This window comes from Bradyrhizobium sp. USDA 327, from assembly GCF_041262065.1.
Classification (GTDB): Bacteria; Pseudomonadota; Alphaproteobacteria; order Rhizobiales; family Xanthobacteraceae; genus Bradyrhizobium; species Bradyrhizobium liaoningense.
The window spans coordinates 1,935,947-1,955,110 of record NZ_JBGCCW010000001.1; the positions used below are offsets into that span (position 1 = coordinate 1,935,947).

The window sequence follows — 19,164 nt, forward strand, 5'->3', positions numbered from 1 at the left end:
TCAGTTCTTGGGACGGCCGCGGGGGCGGCCGTCCGGACGCGACGTGATCGGGTGGTCTACTTCGCGCCGAGCTTGCCGGCGTCCTCGAAGGTCGGACAGGTCCGCTGCTCCAGCGGGACGTCGAACGGCTGGTAATTGTCCTTGGTGATGACGGTCGGCTTCAGCACGATCTCGCTGATGACAGGCTGATTGCGCAAGGAGCGGATCGCCATCATGGTGCCGAGGCAACCTTGCGCAAAGCCGTTGTAGTCGCCGCTCGCCAGCAGCTTGCCGGACTTGATCGCGTCGATCGCCTCCTTGGTGCCGTTGATGCCGATCACCTGGGCCTTGCGGTTGGCGCCGTCGAGCGCCTCGATCGCGCCGACCGCCATCGCGTCGTTGGCGGCGAGCACGCCGTCGATCTGCGAGTTCGACTGCATCAGGTTCTCCATCACCTGGAGCGCCTGGAGCCGCTGGTAGTTGCCGGGCTGGGAGGCCAGGAGCTTGGCGCCCGGATTCTCCTTCAGCGCGTCGTTGAAGCCGCGGACGCGGTCGACATTGGTCAGCGAGCCCTTGACGCCCTCGATGATGACGATATTGCCCTTGCCTCCCAGCGTCTTCAGGAGGAAGCGCGCGGTCTCCAGCCCGAGACTGTAATCGTCGGCGCCGACGAAGGACAGGAACTTGCCGCCGGCTGAGCGGTCGGTGATGTTGACGACCGGGATCTTGGCCTCGTTGATCTTCTCGACGCCGGGCACCATCGCCTTGTAGTCGACCGGCGTGAAGACGATCGCGCTCGGCTTTTTGACCACGACGTCCTCGATCTGGCTGAGCTGCTCGGGGATCGAGTCCGGCTTGGTCGGGATGTACTGAAGCGTCTTCGCGTTCAGCGTCTTCGCCATGTTGTCGGCGCCGACCCGCACCGTCTGGAAGAACGGATTGGTCTGGTTCTTGGTGAAGACAGCGATGGTCTCGCCGTCGGCGCGTGCGTGCGTGGTGAACGCGGCCGCCATCAGCAGCGGCAGCGTCAGATAGCCAAGTTTCTGTTTCATGTTGCCTCCATCCCTCGTTTTGCTTGTTGGAACTTCAAGAACTCATTGCGCGCGGCGGCGGGTCTTCATGTCGAGCCAGACCGCGAGAATGACGATGACGCCGGTGACGAGCGGCTGCCAGTTGGCGCTGACCGAGAGCAGGTTCATGCCATTCAGCACCAGGGTGAGGATCAGCGCGCCGATGAAGGTGCCGAACACGGTGCCGACGCCGCCGAACAGCGAGGTGCCGCCGATCAGCACGGCCGCGATCGCGGGCAGCGTCAGGCTCTCGCCGATGTCGGCCTCGGCCGAATTGAGCCGCGACAGGAAGATGATCGAGGCGAGCCCGGCCATGGTGCCGGAGACGGCATAGACCAGCAGCAGGCGCCGCGCGACCGGGATGCCTGAGAGCCGCGCCGCGACCGGATTGGCGCCGATCGCATAGATCTCCTGGCCCCAGATCGTGCGCTGCGCGAAGAACGTCCCGATCCCGAGGAAAACCAGCAGCAGATAGACCGGGATGGGCAGGCCGAACAGGTAGCCGCTGCCGATCTGGCGGAAGCCGGCCGGGAAGCCGTGCAGGGTCTCGCCCGCCATGTACCAGTAGGTGAGGCCGTTCAGCACCCAGAGCATGCCGTAGGTGGCGATGAAGGAGGGGATGCGGAGCGCAGTGACCATGATGCCGTTGAGCAGGCCGACGATGCCGCCGCAGGCAAGCCCGGTGAGGATGCCGAGCGCCGGCGAGCCGGTCGTGTGGATCACGGTCCCGGCGATACAGGCGGACAGCGCGACATTGGCGCCGACGGACAGATCGAGGCCGGCGGTCAGCACCACCAGCGTCAGGCCGGAGGCGATGAAGAAGGTCAGGCTCGCCTGCCTGAGCACGTTGAGGATGTTGCCGAGGCTCAGGAAGGAATCGCTGAGCACGGCGAGCACCGCGCAGATCAAGAGCGCCGCGAGCAGGCGGTAAAACACCTGGATCGCGTCCTGCGAGAGAAACGAGCGGGGCGGCGCGATGGCGTCCTTGGTGATGTCGGTCATGCGCGGCTCCTGAGGCCGTCGAGGAACAGGGCAACGATGACGAGGATGCCGACGCTTGCGACCTGCACAGAGGACGGCAGGGAGATCAGGTTCAGCCCGTTGCGCAACACGCCGACCGAGAGGACGCCGAGCAGCGTGCCGAGCAGCCAGCCATTGCCGCGCTCGAACGAGGTGCCGCCGACGGCGACCGCGGCGATGGCATCGAATTCGAGACCGAGGCCGGCGGTGGGGTGACCGGAATTCATCCGCGCGGTCATCAGCAGGCCGGCGATGCCGGCCATGGCGCCGCCGATCGCGTACACCGCGATCAGGAGCCGGTTCGGCGAGAGACCGGCATAGCGCAGCGCCTCGCGGTTGCCGCCGAGGGCGAAGATGTAGGTGCCGAACCTTGTATGATAGAGCAGCACGTGGAAGACCGCGTAGGTCACGAGCGCCATCACGATCGGAACGGGGACTCCGAGAAGCGTCGCCGAGTAGATGTCGCGCACGCTGTGGGGAATGCCGACCACGCTCTGGCCGTCGCTGACGATCAGCGACAGTCCCTGCGCCATGCCGAGCGTGCCCAGCGTCGCGACGAAGGGCGGAATGCCCAGGATCGCGACCAGCCAGCCATTGGCGAGGCCGAAGGCCGTGCCGACCAGCAGGCCGGCACCCAAGCCGAGCAGCATCGACTTGGTCGCGAGCGACACGATGGCGACGCAGAGCGAGGTCAGCGTCAGCACCGCACCCATCGACAGATCCAGCCCCTCGGTCATGATGATCAAAGTCATCGGCAGCGCGAGCATGGTCAGGATGGTTGACTGCACCAGCACGTTGGAGAGATTGGCGACCGACAGGAAGCCGGGCGCGATCACGCTGAACAGCGCGATCAGCAGCACCAGCACCATGGCAACGCCGGGAATGCGTTGCAGCGGATTGGGCTCCGAGACGATCGCGGCTTCACGCATGATGCATCCCCAGTCGCACGATGTTCTCCTCCGTCAGTTCGCTGCGCATCAGGTGCCCGGCAATGCGCCCCTCGCGCATCACATAGGCGCGGTCGCAGACATGGCAGATCTCGACCTGCTCGGACGAGATCATTAGGGCCGCCGCGCCTTCCGCGACGAGGCGGTCGATCAACGCAAAGATCTCGGACTTGGCGCCGATGTCGATGCCCCGCGTCGGCTCGTCGAAAATGAACAGCTTTGAGCCGGCAGCCAGCCACTTGCCGATCACGACCTTCTGCTGGTTGCCGCCCGAGAGCAGGCCGACGGTTTGCCGCGCACTCGGTGTCGCGATCCTCAATTGGCGGATCAGGCCGTCGGCTGTGCGCTGCGCACTGCGCTGGTCGAACAGGCCGCTCGGAAACAGTTTTCGCAGCGCCGACACCACCAGATTGTCGCTCACCGAACGCAGCAGCGCGAGGCCTTCACTTTTGCGGCTCTCCGGGATCAGCGCGATGCCGCGGCGGGCGGCGAGATCCGGCTCGCCGGAGATGGTCTTGCCATCGAAGACGATCTCCCCTGATGTGACGGGGTCGGCGCCGAAAATAGCGCGCGCGACCTCGCTGCGACCGGAGCCGACGAGGCCGCACAGGCCGACGATCTCGCCTCGGCGCACCTCGATATTGATGTCCGAGATGCCGGTCGGCGCGGTCAGGCCCTTGACCTCGAGCAGCAGCTCGCCGGGCTTGTCGGCAAAATGGCGCGGATAGGTCATGTCGACGTTGCGGCCGACCATCATGCGGACGAGCTGGTCCGGCGTGACGTCAGCGGGACGGACGCCGTCGATACGGCGGCCGTCGCGCAGCACGGTGATGCGATCGCCGAGCGCGAACACCTCGGCCATGCGGTGCGAGATGTAGACGATGGACACGCCGTCGGCCTTCAGCCGCGCGATCAGCGCGAACAGCAGCTCGGTCTCTCGGTCCGACAGCGCCGCGGTCGGCTCGTCCATGACCAGGATGCGGGCGTTCTGGCTGATCGCTTTCGCGATCTCGACCATCTGCTGCTGCGCCACGCCGAGCTTGTCGACGGTGGTGGAGGGATCGATGTCGAAGCCGATCGTGTCGAGCACGCGCCTCGCATCAGCCAAAATCTTCCGGCGGTCGATGGTCCCGGGGATGCGGCCCTTCGGCTCGCGACCCAGGAAGATGTTCTGGGCGATATCGAGATGGGGGACCAGCGAGAATTCCTGGAAGATCACGGCAATGCCGAGCTTCTGCGCGTCCGCGGTGGAATTGATCGCGACCGTCTCGCCCTTGTAGTAGAACTCGCCGGCGTCGGCGCGGTAGGCGCCGCACAGCACCTTCATCAGGCTCGATTTGCCGGCGCCGTTCTCGCCCAGCAGCATGTGGACTTCGCCGGGGTAGACGGCAAAGGACACGTCATCCAGCGCCTTGACGCCGGGAAATTCCTTGCTGATGCCGCGCAGCTCCAGCAGCGGCGTGGGCGAGGTGACCTCGATCGGGAGCGCGTCGCTCATGCCTTGGCTCCGCTCGCAAAGATCTTTCCGGGGTTCATGAGACCATTTGGATCGAGCGCGGTCTTGATCGACCGCATCACGTCGACGGCTTCGCCGAGCTCGTCAGTGAGGTAGTCGATCTTGCCGAGCCCGATGCCATGCTCGCCGGTGCAGGTGCCGTCCATGGCAATGGCGCGGGCAACCATGCGGGCCTGCAGCGCCTTGGCGCCTTCGGCCTCCTCCGGCTTTGCCGGATCGATCAGGATCAGCATGTGGAAATTGCCGTCGCCGACGTGACCGACGATCGGTGCGACAAAGCCGTGCACGTCCGCGTCGCGCCGCGTCTCGGTCAGGCATTCCGCCAGCCGCGAGATCGGCACGCAGACATCCGTGATCACCGCGCGTGCGCCGGGGCGCAGGCCGAGGCCGGCATAGAGGGTGTTGTCGCGGGCGTGCCAGAGCCGGCTGCGGTCTTCCGGCGCCTTCGCCCAGGCAAAGCCGTGGCCGCCATGGTCGGCGGCGATGGCCTGGGCGGCTTCGGCCTGCTCGGCGACGGAGGTCTCCGAGCCGTGGAATTCGAAGAACAGGGTGGGGGCCTCGCGATAGCCAAGCTTGGCGTAGGCATTGATGCCCCGCATCATGACGTCGTCGAGCAGCTCGATGCGCGCCACGGGGATCGCGGACTGGATCACCGAGATCGCGGTGTCGACGGCATCGTGCAGGGTGTCGAAGCTGCACACAGCGGCCGAGATCGCCTGCGGCACCGGATGCACCTTCAGCGTGATCTCGGTGATGATCCCGAGCGTGCCTTCGGCGCCGACGAACATGCGCGTCAGGTCGTAGCCGGCGGCCGACTTGCGCGCGCGCCGGGCGGTGCGGATCACGCGGCCATCGGCCAGCACCACCTCCAGCGCCATGACATTGTCCTTCATGGTGCCGTAGCGCACAGCCATGGTCCCGGAGGCGCGCGTCGAGGTCATGCCGCCGATCGAGGCGTCGGCGCCGGGGTCGATCGGGAAGAACAGGCCGGTATTGCGCAGCTCGGCATTGAGCTGCTTGCGCGTGATGCCGGGCTGCACCACGACATCCATGTCGCTGTCGTGCACTGCGAGAACCCTGTTCATGCGTGCGAAGTCGAAGCAGACGCCGCCGGCGACCGCGGCCGCGTTGCCTTCGAGCGAGGTGCCGGCGCCGAACGGAACGATCGGCATGCCCGCGCCGGCGCAGAGCTTGACGATGTCCGCGACCTCCTGCGTGGTTTCAGGGAAGACCACGATATCGGGCGGCAGGCTCCGATAATGCGATTCGCTCTGCCCATGCTGATCGAGCACGCCGCGCGCAACGCTCGCGCGCGGGCCGATCATGCCGGTGAGGCGCTCGGCCAATATGTCCGTGCTGACCCGCGGTCCCATCCTTAAGCTCCCGTCTGCTCCCTGCTGCCGGACTCTTGTTGGTCCGTAGCCCAGCTTAAGCGGCTCTCGCGTTGCTCGCGACCTGCTTTAGGCCGAAATCGTAGTTGAGATGAAAATACTCGGTGTCCACCATGCGACCATCCGGCGCACGGCCGGCGGGGCGGCGGACGAATTCCCGGATCAGGCTGTCCTTGACGCCGAATACCACGTCGCTGTCGAGATACTGGTCGCCCGCGACGAACACATGAGTCACGAGCTTTTCGAACCCCGGTGCCGAGATCATGAAGTGCACATGCGCCGGGCGCCAGGGATGGCGGCCCTGAGCCTCCAGCATCTCGCCGACCGGACCGTCATGCGGGATCGGGTAGGCTGCAGGCTTGATCGACCAGAAGTGGAAGCGGCCGCTTGCGTCAGTGTGGAAGCGGGCACGCATCGCGAGATCGCCGATCTCGTCGAGTTGCTGCACGTCATAATAGCCGTCATCGTCGGAATGCCAGACGTCCACAATGGCACTCGCAAGCGGCTTTCCGTCGACGGTCGAGACCGAGCCGGTCACCAGCATCGGATCGCCTTCCATCGGACCGGAGATGTCAGCGCCGCTGTCCTTCTCCGGCGCGGCCTGGACGAAAAACGGGCCGAGCACCGTGGTCTCGGTCGCGCCTTCCGGCACCGGATGGTTGATGGCGTCGACCAGCATGGAAACGCCGAGCGTGTCCGACAGCAGGATGAACTCCTGGCGCTTGTCATTGCACATGTGTCCGGTGCGGGTCAGGAAATCGATGCCGTATTCCCATTCCTTCTGGGTCGGCCGTACCTCGCGGACAAAGGCATGAAGGTGACGCACCAGGGCCTCGCTGATTTGCTTGATGCGCGGATCGGTCGCCCCCGCGATCCGCTCCAGCACCGCGTCGGTGATCGTGTTCTCGTTGAAGTTACGCATGCGTGCCTCCGTTGATCACAGCTTCGGTTCGCCGAGGCCGGACAGCCGTTCGAGATGCTTGACGGTTGCGATGAAGTCGGTGTCGCCGTCGCCCTGCGCCACCAGCGAGCCATAGGTCTCGCGCACTTGCGCCGCGAGCTGAAGCGGCACGCCGACGGCGTGCCCGGCGCCGAGGATGAGATCGAGATCCTTGGCCATCTGCCTGCAGGAGAAGGTGGACTCGAAGTCGCGAGTCCGCAGCGGCGCTGTCTTGTACTTCACCATCGGCGAGGCAATCGCGCTGTCGTCGAGCACCTTCAGGATGTCCTGCCAGGCGATGCCGCCCTTGCGCGCCAGCGCGAGGCTCTCCGCCATCATCGCGGCCGACACCGCGATCATCAGGTTGACGGACAGTTTTGCGTAGCGGGCTTCCTCGGCCGGCCCCAGATAGGTCTGCGCGCGGGTAAAGGCTGCGAACAGCGGCTTTGCGTTCTCGAAGGCTTGCTTCGGCCCCGAGACGAAGCAGGTCAGCGCGCCGGTGTGGACGATGCTGGCATTGCCGGAGACCGGCGAACGGAGATAGGAAATGCCGCGCGCCTGCGCTGCGGCCGCAACTTCGGTCGAGGCCTCGACGCTGACGGTGCTGGTCTCGATCAAGCTGGCTTCGGGCGCCATCGCGGCGATGAAGCCGGAGGGGCCCAGCAACGCGCCGCGTAACGCTGCGTCATCGGGCAGGGACGTGACAACGGCCGGCTTGCCGCTCACGGCGGCGGCCGGCGAAGCGGCAACCGAAACGCCGAGTGCGCGTGCCTCGTCGAGGCGTGCGGCATTCTGATCGAAAGCGGTCACGGCATACCCGGCCTTGATGACGAGCGCCGACATCGGCAGACCCATCTTGCCGATCCCGATGAAAGCAACATTCCTGGAAGCGTCAGTCATTGTTCTTGTCCATTGGCGCTGCTAGGCAGCGCGTCCCTGTCGTTCGATGTCCTGCACCAGCCGCCGGCCGGATTGCGCCAGCAGGTCCTTCTTCGTCTCCAGTCCCTCGGCCAGCAACCGGCCGTTACGTTTCTTCCAGGCGCCGGCGATCATCACGGCCTCGATGTTGCCGAGGCTCGTCTGCATCACGACGGTGGCGACGGGATCGTGCATCGGGACTAGATTGAGATCGGAGGCGTTGATGATGACGAGGTCCGCGAGCTTGCCCGGCGTCAGCGAGCCGATCTGCCTCTCGCGGCCGAGCATGCGCGCGCCCTCCGTCGTGATCCAGCGGAGCGCCTCGCGCACGGGGATCGTCGTGGTTGGCGGAATGGTGCCGATCGCTTTGCGAGACTCCGCATTGTCGAGCGCCCGCTGCATCGAGAGTGCAACGCGGGCGGCGGAGAAGAGATCGCCTGCCAGCACGGATTCGAGATCGATGCCGATCGTCGGCCGAACGCCGCGCTTCAGGAGGCGTCCGGTTATCGGGAAGCCGTGGCCCTGGATCATCTCGTTCTCAGGCGTCACCGAGAAGGACACGCCGAGATCAATCATCCGGTCCAGGAGTTCATCGGGCAGATCGTTGCCATGGACGATGTTGACGCCCGCGCCGACGAGGCCGGCCTCGATCAGCTGCTCCCAGCCGCCGGGCGTCTTGGCCGGACCGCCGCCTTGATGCATCGATGCGATCAGCTCGAGCTCTCGTGCCAGGCGGAAATCGTGCATAGCGACGTCGAGCGTCGAATAATGCGGACCCAGGATCGCAAGACCGAGCGTGACGAGGCCGTCGCGGTCGGCGAGGGGACCTGCGAGCAGCCGCTCGACCTCGCTGCGCGGATGCGGTATCTCCGAGAAATGCGGCTCGCCTGGCTTCGGCTCGGGCTTTGGGGAGCCGTGGAAGAAGGCGGCGCGGATGCCGCTCTCGATCAGGCCGCGCACGGCGGCATCGGTGTGATCAGGCGTCGGATTGTTGTGGCACCAGTCGACCAGCGTGGTGACGCCGTGGTTGATCTGGTTCAGCGCACCGACCAGCGTCGCGATATGGATGTCCTCGGGCCGGAACACGGTCGCGAGCCCGGCATGCATGCGGCGGAAATATTCGAGCAGCGTCCAGTTCGCGGCATAGCCGCGCAAGCCCGTCTGCCAGGTGTGCATGTGCGCGTTGATCAGGCCGGGGATGACGATGCGCCCGGCACCGTCGACAATTTCGGTCTCGCCGGCACCACTGCCGAGGTCGATCGATGGGCGCACGTCGACGATCCGGCTGCCTTCGACCAGCACATCGCCGCTCGAAAGGTCGCCGATCGCGTCATCCATGCTGATGACGGTGGCTGATTTGATCAACGTACGCCGCATCGCGTTCACGCCGCCGCTCTGACGGTGCCCGGCCGCTCGCCGGCCCAGGCGCGTGCAATCAGGTCGCGGATGGCGTTTCGCTCGAGCGGACGCGGATTCCAGTAGGCATTGGTGACGGCGAGGTCGGCCGCCTTGTCGATGCCGCTTTCAGGCATGCCGATATCACGCAGCCCGACCTTCGCACCCAGCCGCTTCGCAAGCTCGAAAAGCCCCTGCGACGCGTCGGCAGCGCCGATCGCGCGCGAGATGCGCGCCATCGCGTCGGGCACCGCCGGTGCGTTGTAAGCCAGCGCATGCGGCAGCACGATAGTGTGGGTCTCGGCGTGCGGCAGGTCGAAGGTGCCGCCGAGCGTGTGGCAGAGCTTGTGATGCAGCGCCATGCCGACCGTGCCAAGGCAGACGCCGCACAGCCACGCGCCGTAAAGAGCTTCGGTGCGTGCCTCGCGGTCGTTGGCCTTGGTGGCGATCGCGGGCAGGGCGCGTGCCAGCGCGCGGATGCCTTCTTCCGCCATCAGCGATGTCACGGGGTTGGCGTCGCGGGCATAGAGCGCCTCGACCGCATGGGCGATCGCATTGATGCCGGAGGTTGCGGCGAGGCTCGCCGGCAGCGTCAGGGTCAGATCGACATCGTAGATCACCGTCTCCGGCAGCACGGCCGCATCGCGGACCGTGGTTTTCAGGCCATTTTCGGTCTGCCCGACGATCGGTGTCATCTCGGAGCCGGCATAGGTAGTGGGGATGCAGAGCTGGTTGACGCCGGTGCGCAAGGCCAGCGCCTTGCCGAGACCGGTGGTCGAGCCGCCGCCGAGCGAAACGACGCAGTCGGCCTCGCACGCTTTCAGCGCCGCGAGCGCGCGTTCCGTGACTTCGACCGGCGTGTGCATGGTGGCGCCGGAAAACAGGCCGGCGTAGAGCGGGCCGAGCGCGGCGCCCAAGCTCTTGCCTTGCGCCTCCTGCTGCGGCGTCGTCAGCACCAGCGCGCGTTTGCCGCCGAACCGCTCGACCTCAGCCTTGGCGGAAGCCAGCGTTCCGCTGCCGAACACGACCCGGCAGGGCAGGTTTTCGTAGGTGAACGAGCCGATCATGCGCCGGTCTCTTTGATGGGATAATCGACCTGGAAGCGTCCGATCCGCAAGTCGCCCAACGCCTCGCGGACGCGCAGATGTTCCGGATGGTTGGCGTAGGCGGCAAGCGCCGCCTGGTCGGTGAATTCGGAGAACAGGACGACGTCGCAGGCATAGTCGACAGCGCTGACGTCGAGGCCGACCTCGATATGGGTGAGGCCGTCGATCCGGCCCTTGAGGCCCTCGAACAGGGTCTTGACCTTGACCCGGGCGGCTGAGCGCTCCTCGGGGGTGTCCCCGCGCAGCCGCCACATCACGATGTGCCTGATCGGGCCCGACATTTCCCAGTTTCCTCGCCTGCGATAGTGCTTTGTTGGCGCTATTTTGCCTTGCAGAAATCGGAAATAAAGGTCAAAAATTGTAAGTCTCTTTTCCTGTTTCTGCAAAAATGGACCGGCTTCTCCAACTCGAGGTCTTCTCCAAAACCGCTGAACTCGGCAGCCTGTCCAAAGCTGCCGAAGCGCTGCGGATGTCGAACGCGGCTGTCAGCCGTCATCTCAGCGCGCTGGAGGAGCGGCTTGCGGTCCGGCTGATCGAGCGCAACACGCGCCGGCAATGGCTGACCGAGGCAGGACAGGAGCTGCTGCAGCGCTGCGGCACGCTCTTGAACGAATTGGCTGAGGCTGAGGATGCCGTCTCCGACCGCGCGCTGTCGCCCAAGGGCATGCTGCGCGTGACGAGCTCGTTGTCGTTCGCGATGATCTATCTCGCGCCGATGCTGCCCGCCTTCCGCGCGCTCTATCCCAATCTCAGCGTGCAGATCATCAGCGCAAACCGGTATCCCGACTTCATCGAAGCTGGCATTGACGTCGCGATCCGCACGCGGGAGCACGAACCGGACTCCAACATCATCGTCCGCCGGATCGGCCAGATGCACCGCGTGCTGGCTGCGGCTCCCTCCTACCTGGAGAAGCACGGCTGGCCGGAGCATCCCGCCGATCTCGCCCGCCACAATATGCTGATCTACAACCTCGCCAACGATCCCTATTCGCTGCGGCTGAGCCAGGGCAGCACGACGCAGACCATCCGCATCGCGCCGACGCTCGATAGCAATGACGGCCAGATCATCTGTGGCGCAGCGCGTGCAGGGCTGGGCATCCTGATCCAGCCGCTCTATATCGTGCAGGGTGATATCGCGGCCGGCCGGCTGGTGCCGGTCCTGATGGGCTGGGAGCTGCCTCTGCTCACCATGAACATCGCCTATCAGAACCGCGTCAGGCTGCCCGCGAAGATCAGGGTGTTCTCGGACTTCCTGGTCAGCCACATCCGCGAGCATTCCCAGCCCGGCATCTGGATCGAAGCGGCGAAATGAACGGCCCGCCTGAGAATTCTGATCGCCGTGAGCGGGTCGGCGCGCGAAACGCAGATCAAGCAGCGGAACTCGGGTTGGTTCGTGCAGACGAGACGGTCGACGGAAATTGACTCGCGAATGCAGGCGTCTTGGGTTGGACGCGCGATCCGTCGATCAGCTCGAGCCGGCCGCAGCGGTTCAAGGTATGCAATTTCCTGCCGGGCCATAGCGGTCCGGGTTTCAGAGAGTGGCGAACGATCTGCTTGAACGCCGTCGGCGACAGTTCGACCACCTCCGCCAGGGCGAGCGCCGCGCCGTATCCGTCGGCACAATCCTGGACCGGTCGCCACAATTTGTCATTGAGGGTGACGAAATTCCCCGCCGGCCGCGTGCTTGCGCGGTCGATCAAGACCGGATTGCTGGCGTGGGGCAACCAGGGTCCCAAGAGGCGGTCGGCGTAGTAGATCGCCAGCGAATCCGAATAGCCACCCGTGCCGTCGCGCCAGGCGCCAAATAGATAGTGCAGGCCGTTGTGCCGCGTGATCGTGGCGTCGGCCAGCTCGAAGCCGGAAAGGAGCGTCGCATATCGCGCCCATTTGTCCGGAAACCGAACGCATTTGTAGAGGGCGACGTCCCCGCGCGTCGAGCTCTCCGGGATCATCCACAGCTCGCCATCGTCTTCGATCAGAAACGGATAGGAGAGGTGCCAGGGCTCCTCCAGCACCGGCATCACCTCGCCGACCGGCCCCGCGTCACTGAACTCGATCGCCGAAATGATGCCTTTTCCGACGCGGTGATCGAGATCCTCAAAGAAGACGAATGTGCGTCCCTGCCACGTGATCGGAAAGGGATCGGCGTAGAAGTGGTTTCCAGGATCTCCCAGAACGTTCCAGCTGGGGCCGGATAGATCTCCGGTCTGCCAGACGCCCCCGCCGTCATTGAAGCGCCATCCGATATGCCAATGCGGGGCATAGCAGCAGAGGCGATAGATCTCCTTGGCGATCGAAACGGCAAGGCCGCGAGCGACATAGCCGACGGGTTCGCGGCGCAAGCCATTCCCGGCGGGGCGCGCCAGTTGCGGCACAATTCGCGGCCTTCCCGACAGGACCGCCGCCACCATGGTCAGGGTTCGCGCCATGACGGTTTCGAGCGCGCCGCTGAGGCCCGCGGCAATTTCTCCGGATGGATGGCCGCGGTCGAGGACCGAACCGTCGACCTCGTTGACGATGTCGATCACGGGCAGGTCGCCGGCGAGAATGGCGGCGAGGGCGGCATTTTCGCCCGCAGCTCCGTTGAACAGCGGACGCAGATACAGCCGGGCAGAGCAGTCCGGATCCCGCGCGGCGCCCGTAAAATCGACGATCATATCGGCGGTGCCGCCGCAGGCCTGCGCCCCTTCCGGAACGATCTTCAGCCTGTCTGCGCCGCCATGTTTGCCTTTGCGCAGCACCACGCGTTCGAGCTCGAACAGGGCGTCGAGACCTGCGGGCCGCGGCTCCGCCGTTGGCGCCCATACGATTCGAACTGGCACGTCCCGGCCGTCGATCGACAGCGTCTCGCGCGCCATCCACTGCCGCGCGTAGTCGCGTTCACAGCGAAACTCGATGATCATGTCGAGCCAATCTGTTTCAACGGATCATGTCAAATGACCTGCTCGAGAATACGAACGTATTCGTCAACCATCGCATCTACCGAATAGCGCAATCTCAGGCCTTTGGCGTTTTGTCGCAGTTCGTCGCTCAGGTGCTTGTCCGTCAACAGCGTGGAGACGGCTGCGGAGAGCTTCGCATGATCGGAGGCATCGACGAAAAGCGCAGTCGGTCTTCCTTCGTAGGACAACACTTCGCGCAGGACGGGAAGATCCGTCACGACCGAGGGAACACCGGCGTTCGCAGCCTCGACAGCGGCCAGACCGAAGGTTTCGGCCTGTGTCGGAAAGACGAACACGTCCGGGCAGGCCAGGAAGTCCGCCATCCGGCTGGGAGGAATCTCCCCGAGCCAATGCAGTCGGTCCGAGACGTTCAAGTCGTTCGCGAGCTGTCTCAGTCGGGCCTCGTCGGCGCCCTGGCCGGCGAGGGCGAGGCGCCAGGATGGCTGATCCGGCAACAGACGTATCGCCAAATCGAGCCGCTTGTGCGGATGCAGCCTTGCTGCGCAGCCGAGCAGGACGCAGCCCGGCGGCAGGTTGAACCTATGTCGTGCAGCCTCCTTCGACAGCGTTAGGGCCTTGTCGTCGAAGCCGTGAGGCACATGCACCATGCGCGAGCGGTAGGCCGCGGGGTAGCGCGAATATTCGCGCTGCATGTCCTTCGAATTGAGCGTGATGCAGTCGAAGAAGCCGAGGCTGCCCATGACGATGTCGGCGGTTCGGACCGGCCAACTCATCGACATTGCGGATGAAACCTGATTTGCGACAACCGGTGCACGGCTGACGAGGCGCGTCACGCCACCGCCGATGACATTGCCGAAATGTTGGAAAGTCAGGACGGCGTCGGGCCTCGTGGCCCTGATATGGCGGCCGAGCGTCCGCAGCATCCGCAGCAGCGCTACCGGATTGCCCGGCCGGCTCGGCGCGCAGTAGAGCGTATCCGGCGGCTCATCGAAAGAGTCCGATTTGCGGAAGAAGAATAGATTGGTGACCCGGTAGCCGCGAGCGGTGAGCCCGGCGCCGAGAAGCCGCGAGATTTCCTGCGCACCGGCGTTCTCGGCCTGGGTTTGCGCGAGAAGCACGTGCAGTTTCGGCCCGCCGTTGTCCGGCCGCGCCAAAGCCATCGCGCTCGTCTCGCCCAATTCCTTGTTCGGCTGATAGTGGAGCACGGACCCCGACCCGCTAAAGAAACGAAATCTTCACCTTCTTAACTCCGTACCTATCATGCGGGTATCGCCCGGACATCGGCTAGCAACAAACGGAGTTAATGCGATGCCTTTGCAAGGACATCATTCGCGCGGTATTTCCGCTGTTTCCCCGACGGTGCGCGGCGAGTGCGTTAACCAATCGGTCTTGCACGCTGCCAGCGCGTGACTGCGGATTCCTCGAGCAGCGACCTGATGACATCTAGTCGCTCGAGTCCGCGCCGCGAACTGCATAGTTGCCGCGCCTCGAAGCAGAGAAGCGCAAGAGCACGAGGACCGAAGGATCCACCCCGGATCGCCGGCGGCAGAGGATATTCAGGGCAATGGTCGCGAGCGCGAGCGACACCGTCGCCGAAATCGCCGCGCCAAGCACGCCGAGCCAGGGAATGAGGACGATAAACCCCACGAGCCGCAGCGCGACGTTGGCCGCAACGACCGGTACATAGATTCGTTCATGGCCGGTCAGCTGCAGGATCGCGGCAGACGGGCCGCCTGCCGCCTGGATGGCGGTTCCGATCGCGAGCACGATCAAGACCGAGTGCTGTGCGGTGAAATGAGGTCCGAACAGGTTGAGGAGATAGGGACCGCCGATCCAGATGGTGACGAGTCCGGCGATCACGCAAAGTGCGGTCACTTCCGCCATCAACCGCAACGTCCGCTCGAACTCCCGGTGGTTTTTGCTGAAATACAGCGACGGAAGCCGGCGCGCGCCGAAAGTGTACAGCGCTGCGGACAGCATGGCGAAGATGTTGGCAAGGCGCGAGGCGGCAAAGTAGATTCCGGCGGTCGTCGGATCCAGCATCCAGTAGACCAGAATGACGTCGAAATACTGGTTGGCGGCTTCAAGGATGGATGCGAGCCAGAAGTGAAGGGCGCTCGATCGCCAGCGGGACGTCTCGGTGCGCGCCGGCGTACCGCGCAAGTCCGGCAGCACTCGCGCGATCGAAATGATCTGCGCCATCAGGCCCACCGACATGGCCATCGTCATCACCGCGATCAGCTCGGTGGGATCGAGTTGCCGATGGCTGAGCAGCATGGCGAGCAGGAACAGGACGACGATGACCCGCCAGAAGAACTCGCGATTTCCTTCGCCCATGAGAATGCTGACCAGCGAGCGAGCGATCTGGCTCCCAAGCATCACTGCGGCGTTGACGGCCGTGTAGGCCGACACCACGAGGATCAGCAGCCACCAGTCGCCTCTCATGCTTGCCACGATGGCGATCCCGGCAATCACGATCAGCATTGCGACCGAGGCGATCTTGAAGCTGGACAGGAGGACGCCTTTGGTGAGGTCCGGCCTCTCACTGACCTGATACTCGTTGAGGAATCGCACCAGCAGGGATTCCTGGCCGACCAGTCCCAGGACGGCTGCGATCTGGGCGACCGAGAGCCAGGTCGCAAAGATGCCGAAGCCATCGGGCGACATCGTTCGTGCCGCCAGCGAGAACAATGCAAACGCGAGCACGCCGCTGCCAACCTTGAGGAGGATGGTCCCGGCAACACCGCGCGTGACATCGCGCCGCATGAACTGGAGGATGACTTCGATCATGGAGGGTTAAGGGGCTGCGTTCCCCTGAAGAGACGTGTTCCGATACCGGCGACAACCTAGCATGCTGCAACGGCGCGAGTGTTAATGGACGAGATGCAGGATCTCGCCGGCCGCGACGATATCGCGGCTACGTCGGCTGCTTCACTCTGGAACATCGGCGTCCTCATTGTCCCGGTTGGTGCAAAGTTCAGCTCGACCGACTGACGGCCTAGCGCCGCATCGACGACCGAAGAAGGCGAGATCGGCGGTTCGAGTGCGGAATGGCGCGGGATCGGTCGCCGGGATGTCGGAACCCGGAATCTACGGAGCATCTCGAGCAAGACGCGTGCCGGAACGGCGGCAGCGCGCCCGCCGCTTCCGGTCATTAACCTCAATCTTCGGAAATGATCGCACTTGGCTCTGCGATGCGACATCAGGCGGGAGAGTTGCACTGGAACCTCCGTGAACCTGGAGCCGAAGCCATGACGACGGATGGAGCCGTGACCGAGCCGATTGATGAGGGCGAGACGGCAACGATCGTCTCCGACATCGCCGTTGTCGGCGGCGGCCTTGCGGGATCGCTGGCGGCGGCCGTGCTGGCGCGGGCGGGGCATCGCGTTGCTCTCGTCGACAAGCGCGCGATCTATCCGGACGAATTCCGGGTCGAAAAGATCGGCGGCCATCAGCTGGAGTTGTTTCGCAAGCTGGGCTTTCTCAACGCGCTCGAGGACATCGCTTGCCGATATGACCAGGTGCTCAACATCCGGGAGGGCAAAGTGGTCGATGTCAGCGTCGGCCAGGCTTACGGATTCCCCTATGCCGATCTTGTCGCCATGGCGCGTCGCCAGATCCCCGATCCATCCCACCTGATCGTCGACGAGGTCACGGCGATCAGCAGCAGCGACGATGTCCAGCATCTCGAGCTGGCCTCCGGACGGCGCGTCGCCGCACGCCTCGTTGTTCTGGCCACGGGCATGGCGGGAGTCCTCGGTTACAAGCTCGGCATCAGACGGCGCGTGCTGGCCGAGCGCCATTCGGTTTCATTCGGATTCACCATCGCCCGCCAGGACGGTACCCCGTTCGATTTCGAGGCGCTGACCTGCTATGGCGAACGCACGGCGGATGGCATCGACTATCTCAGCCTGTTTCCCGTCCGTGCCGGCATGCGGGCCAATCTCTTCATGTTCCGCGATCCGACCGACCCGATCATGCGCGAGTTGCGTCGCGAGCCGGAGGCGACGGTCTTGCGCCTGCTGCCGGGATTGCGGGACTACCTCGGCGATTTCCGCGTGATCGACCGGGTCCGGAACTGGGTGATGGATCTGACTGTCGTCGAGGGGCATCTCCAGCCCGGCGTCGTGCTCATCGGCGATGCGTTCCAGACCAACTGCCCCGCTGCCGGCACGGGTGTCGCCCGCCTGCTGGTGGACGTCGACCGTCTTTGCACCGAATACGCGCCGCGGTGGCTCATGACCCCAGGCATGGGCCGAGAGAAGATCTCGCAGTTCTATTCTGATCGCGACAAGATCGCGGCGGACCAGCAGTCGCTGAAGATGGCGCGCTTCCGCGAGGCCCTGACGTCCCGCAACGACATCGGCTGGGATGTACGACGACGGTTGCACTTCCTGCGGCGCAGTCTGACACATCGCGTCGATCAGATGCACCCGGGTTGGCTCGGGCGTGTCCGCGGCGCGTTGCGCGCCTGAGTTTTGCTCCTCCTTCGCGTGCCGTCGGTCAGCGCGTGGGAGTTGGGGTGCGCGCGGGCTGGAGTCTCAAATCCGATAGCCGCTTGGCCGCCAGCTTGAGCCAGGGAGCCTGCTTCAGCGCGAAGAGGGCGATGGCGCCTGCGGTGCTGCCGGCCTGCGTGACCGCCCACATCGGCGAAGGCTGCCCGCCGAACAATTTCTTGTATGGCTCGTCGCCAATGGTGAAATCGAGCATCCGATCTCCGCGCTCGATACAGTCCCGCGCCACCTGCTCGAACATCAGCGCGCCAAGGGACTGGCTCTTGTAGCCGGCGATGTCGAAGGCGCTCATGATGATGAGGAAGCTGCTCTGGTGGCACAGTCCGAGCACGGCGGCGATCACCTCGCCGTCCATCTTCATGGCATAGAGGCGGACAAAGGAACCGAGGCCGCCAAGCGCGACGGCGGAATAGAAGCCGTAATATTCGGGGCGCTGCAGCAGGTCTCCGTCGCCCTGTGCGTGAAAGCGCGGCCCCCGGAACTTCCTCATGACGTCCAGCGCCTCGAGCGCGGACGCGCTGTCGCCGCAGCACGAGAAGCTCAGCGCGCCCTTCTTCTCGAGCTGACGACGTTTCTTTGCGAGCTCCTTCTGATAGGAGCGATCGAGCGTGCTGGCCCGCCATTGCTCGAACGGCGCGACGAGAACCGTCGCGTAGGCATTGGTGTCCATCGCTACGCGGCGGGACGCAGCCAGGAGGTCTTCGATCGGAAGCCGTCCGTCGGGCAGCTTGACCATTCGGAGCAGATCGAAAGGACGGACAAGGCGCCGAATCTGCGCGCACGCAGCCGCGTCATCGAGCAATTGCGAGAACACATTCGGGCTGCAAACCGGCGCCAGGTAGTCAGAAACGCGGAGGTCGGCGAACTCGACGGTTCGTATCGGACCGCGCCGGATCCGGAGCAGGGGCAGCACCATCGCAAGGGCCCCCGTCGCGCGGTGGCGGACCACGACGACCAGAGGGGTTGCGCCCGCTTCCGGCGCGAGCCTGGTGTAGAGGCTATGCAGCCAGACCGGATGCTGGAACGCAGTGGCGGCCGAGCGATCAAACAACTCTGCATAGTCAGGAGACAGAAAGTCGAACGACTGCTCGATGACGATGTCGAACGTATTGCTAAGCTTGTTCATGAGCAATCAGTGAAACCAGGTCGATTTCGCGAGCGTCGATCGCGCCTGGCTGGGCTTATAGCAAGGTCGTTACGGGGCAGACACCGGCAGCGTGCGATTTGCATTAATGCGTTCAGCGACGTTCGTATCGTTACCAAATTCTTAAAATGTCGGAGGTGCATGGACCCAGGGCTGAGGATGAGATCGTGCGCGGCCGGCTCGATGCCAGATGATGCTCAGCCGGCCGGAATTCACACTCGGCGAATTCGGGCGCCGGCAGAGATGCCTGTCGCTCGTAGCGGGAAGTGCTGACGACTTGGCTTGGCACGGATCCATCGGCAGGTTCGACCGCGCAACCTT

Annotated in this window: 16 protein-coding genes; 2 read left to right on the forward strand and 14 right to left on the reverse strand. The window is 64.7% G+C overall.

The features are described 5' to 3' along the window. Positions 1-56: 56 nt before the first annotated feature. The 10 genes from ABIA42_RS08735 to ABIA42_RS08780 are packed head-to-tail and all read right to left on the reverse strand — an operon-like array spanning position 57 to position 10,563. Positions 57-1,031, reverse strand: a complete 975-nt coding sequence (locus tag ABIA42_RS08735; protein WP_271526240.1) for a sugar ABC transporter substrate-binding protein — start codon at positions 1,029-1,031, stop codon at positions 57-59. A 42-nt stretch (positions 1,032-1,073) separates the two neighbouring features. Then, on the reverse strand, positions 1,074-2,051 hold the full coding sequence (locus ABIA42_RS08740) for an ABC transporter permease (protein ID WP_197968247.1): 978 nt from the start codon (positions 2,049-2,051) through the stop codon (positions 1,074-1,076). Further along, positions 2,048-2,998, reverse strand: a complete 951-nt coding sequence (locus ABIA42_RS08745) for an ABC transporter permease (RefSeq protein WP_271526239.1) — start codon at positions 2,996-2,998, stop codon at positions 2,048-2,050. Before ABIA42_RS08745 ends, ABIA42_RS08740 begins: the two co-directional genes overlap by 4 nt. Further along, positions 2,991-4,514, reverse strand: a complete 1,524-nt coding sequence (locus ABIA42_RS08750; protein WP_370143758.1) for a sugar ABC transporter ATP-binding protein — start codon at positions 4,512-4,514, stop codon at positions 2,991-2,993. Before ABIA42_RS08750 ends, ABIA42_RS08745 begins: the two co-directional genes overlap by 8 nt. Then, positions 4,511-5,905, reverse strand: a complete 1,395-nt coding sequence (locus ABIA42_RS08755; protein WP_370114204.1) for an FAD-linked oxidase C-terminal domain-containing protein — start codon at positions 5,903-5,905, stop codon at positions 4,511-4,513. Before ABIA42_RS08755 ends, ABIA42_RS08750 begins: the two co-directional genes overlap by 4 nt. Positions 5,906-5,960: 55 nt before the next feature. After that, positions 5,961-6,845, reverse strand: coding sequence for an intradiol ring-cleavage dioxygenase (locus tag ABIA42_RS08760; protein ID WP_370114202.1), 885 nt, complete (start codon positions 6,843-6,845; stop codon positions 5,961-5,963). Positions 6,846-6,860: 15 nt separating this feature from the next. Further along, positions 6,861-7,763, reverse strand: a complete 903-nt coding sequence (locus ABIA42_RS08765; protein ID WP_370114200.1) for an NAD(P)-dependent oxidoreductase — start codon at positions 7,761-7,763, stop codon at positions 6,861-6,863. 21 nt (positions 7,764-7,784) lie between these two features. Further along, positions 7,785-9,158 carry an amidohydrolase family protein gene (locus ABIA42_RS08770; protein WP_370114199.1) on the reverse strand — a complete coding sequence of 458 codons (1,374 nt, stop codon included), beginning with the start codon at positions 9,156-9,158 and terminating at the stop codon, positions 7,785-7,787. Between the two features lie 5 nt (positions 9,159-9,163). Beyond that, a complete protein-coding gene (locus ABIA42_RS08775; protein WP_370114197.1) occupies positions 9,164-10,243 on the reverse strand; it encodes a maleylacetate reductase in 1,080 nt (359 codons plus the stop codon). Further along, a complete protein-coding gene (locus ABIA42_RS08780) occupies positions 10,240-10,563 on the reverse strand; it encodes a Dabb family protein (RefSeq protein WP_028176754.1) in 324 nt (107 codons plus the stop codon). The genes ABIA42_RS08775 and ABIA42_RS08780 overlap by 4 nt, the downstream gene beginning before the upstream one ends. Positions 10,564-10,670: 107 nt before the next feature. Between ABIA42_RS08780 and ABIA42_RS08785 the strand changes: the two genes are divergently transcribed. Beyond that, positions 10,671-11,594: a LysR family transcriptional regulator gene (locus tag ABIA42_RS08785; RefSeq protein WP_271526232.1), complete on the forward strand. Its 924-nt coding sequence runs from the start codon at positions 10,671-10,673 to the stop codon at positions 11,592-11,594. A 55-nt stretch (positions 11,595-11,649) separates the two neighbouring features. On the opposite strand, the gene ABIA42_RS08790 is transcribed toward ABIA42_RS08785, so the two are convergent. The 3 genes from ABIA42_RS08790 to ABIA42_RS08800 all read right to left on the reverse strand — a co-directional run bounded on the left by ABIA42_RS08790 (position 11,650) and on the right by ABIA42_RS08800 (position 15,975). Beyond that, positions 11,650-13,185, reverse strand: coding sequence for a hypothetical protein (locus tag ABIA42_RS08790; RefSeq protein WP_271526231.1), 1,536 nt, complete (start codon positions 13,183-13,185; stop codon positions 11,650-11,652). A gap of 29 nt (positions 13,186-13,214) precedes the next feature. Further along, positions 13,215-14,390: a glycosyltransferase family 4 protein gene (locus ABIA42_RS08795; protein WP_370114194.1), complete on the reverse strand. Its 1,176-nt coding sequence runs from the start codon at positions 14,388-14,390 to the stop codon at positions 13,215-13,217. A 238-nt stretch (positions 14,391-14,628) separates the two neighbouring features. Next, the gene (locus ABIA42_RS08800) at positions 14,629-15,975 is read right to left on the reverse strand and encodes a lipopolysaccharide biosynthesis protein (RefSeq protein WP_370114192.1); all 1,347 of its coding nucleotides are present in this window, start codon (positions 15,973-15,975) and stop codon (positions 14,629-14,631) included. Positions 15,976-16,436: 461 nt separating this feature from the next. On the opposite strand from ABIA42_RS08800, the gene ABIA42_RS08805 reads away from it, so the two are divergent. Beyond that, positions 16,437-17,660, forward strand: a complete 1,224-nt coding sequence (locus ABIA42_RS08805; RefSeq protein WP_370114190.1) for an FAD-dependent oxidoreductase — start codon at positions 16,437-16,439, stop codon at positions 17,658-17,660. A 28-nt stretch (positions 17,661-17,688) separates the two neighbouring features. On the opposite strand, the gene ABIA42_RS08810 is transcribed toward ABIA42_RS08805, so the two are convergent. Then, positions 17,689-18,825: a GNAT family N-acetyltransferase gene (locus ABIA42_RS08810; RefSeq protein ID WP_370114188.1), complete on the reverse strand. Its 1,137-nt coding sequence runs from the start codon at positions 18,823-18,825 to the stop codon at positions 17,689-17,691. Positions 18,826-19,164: the final 339 nt, after the last annotated feature.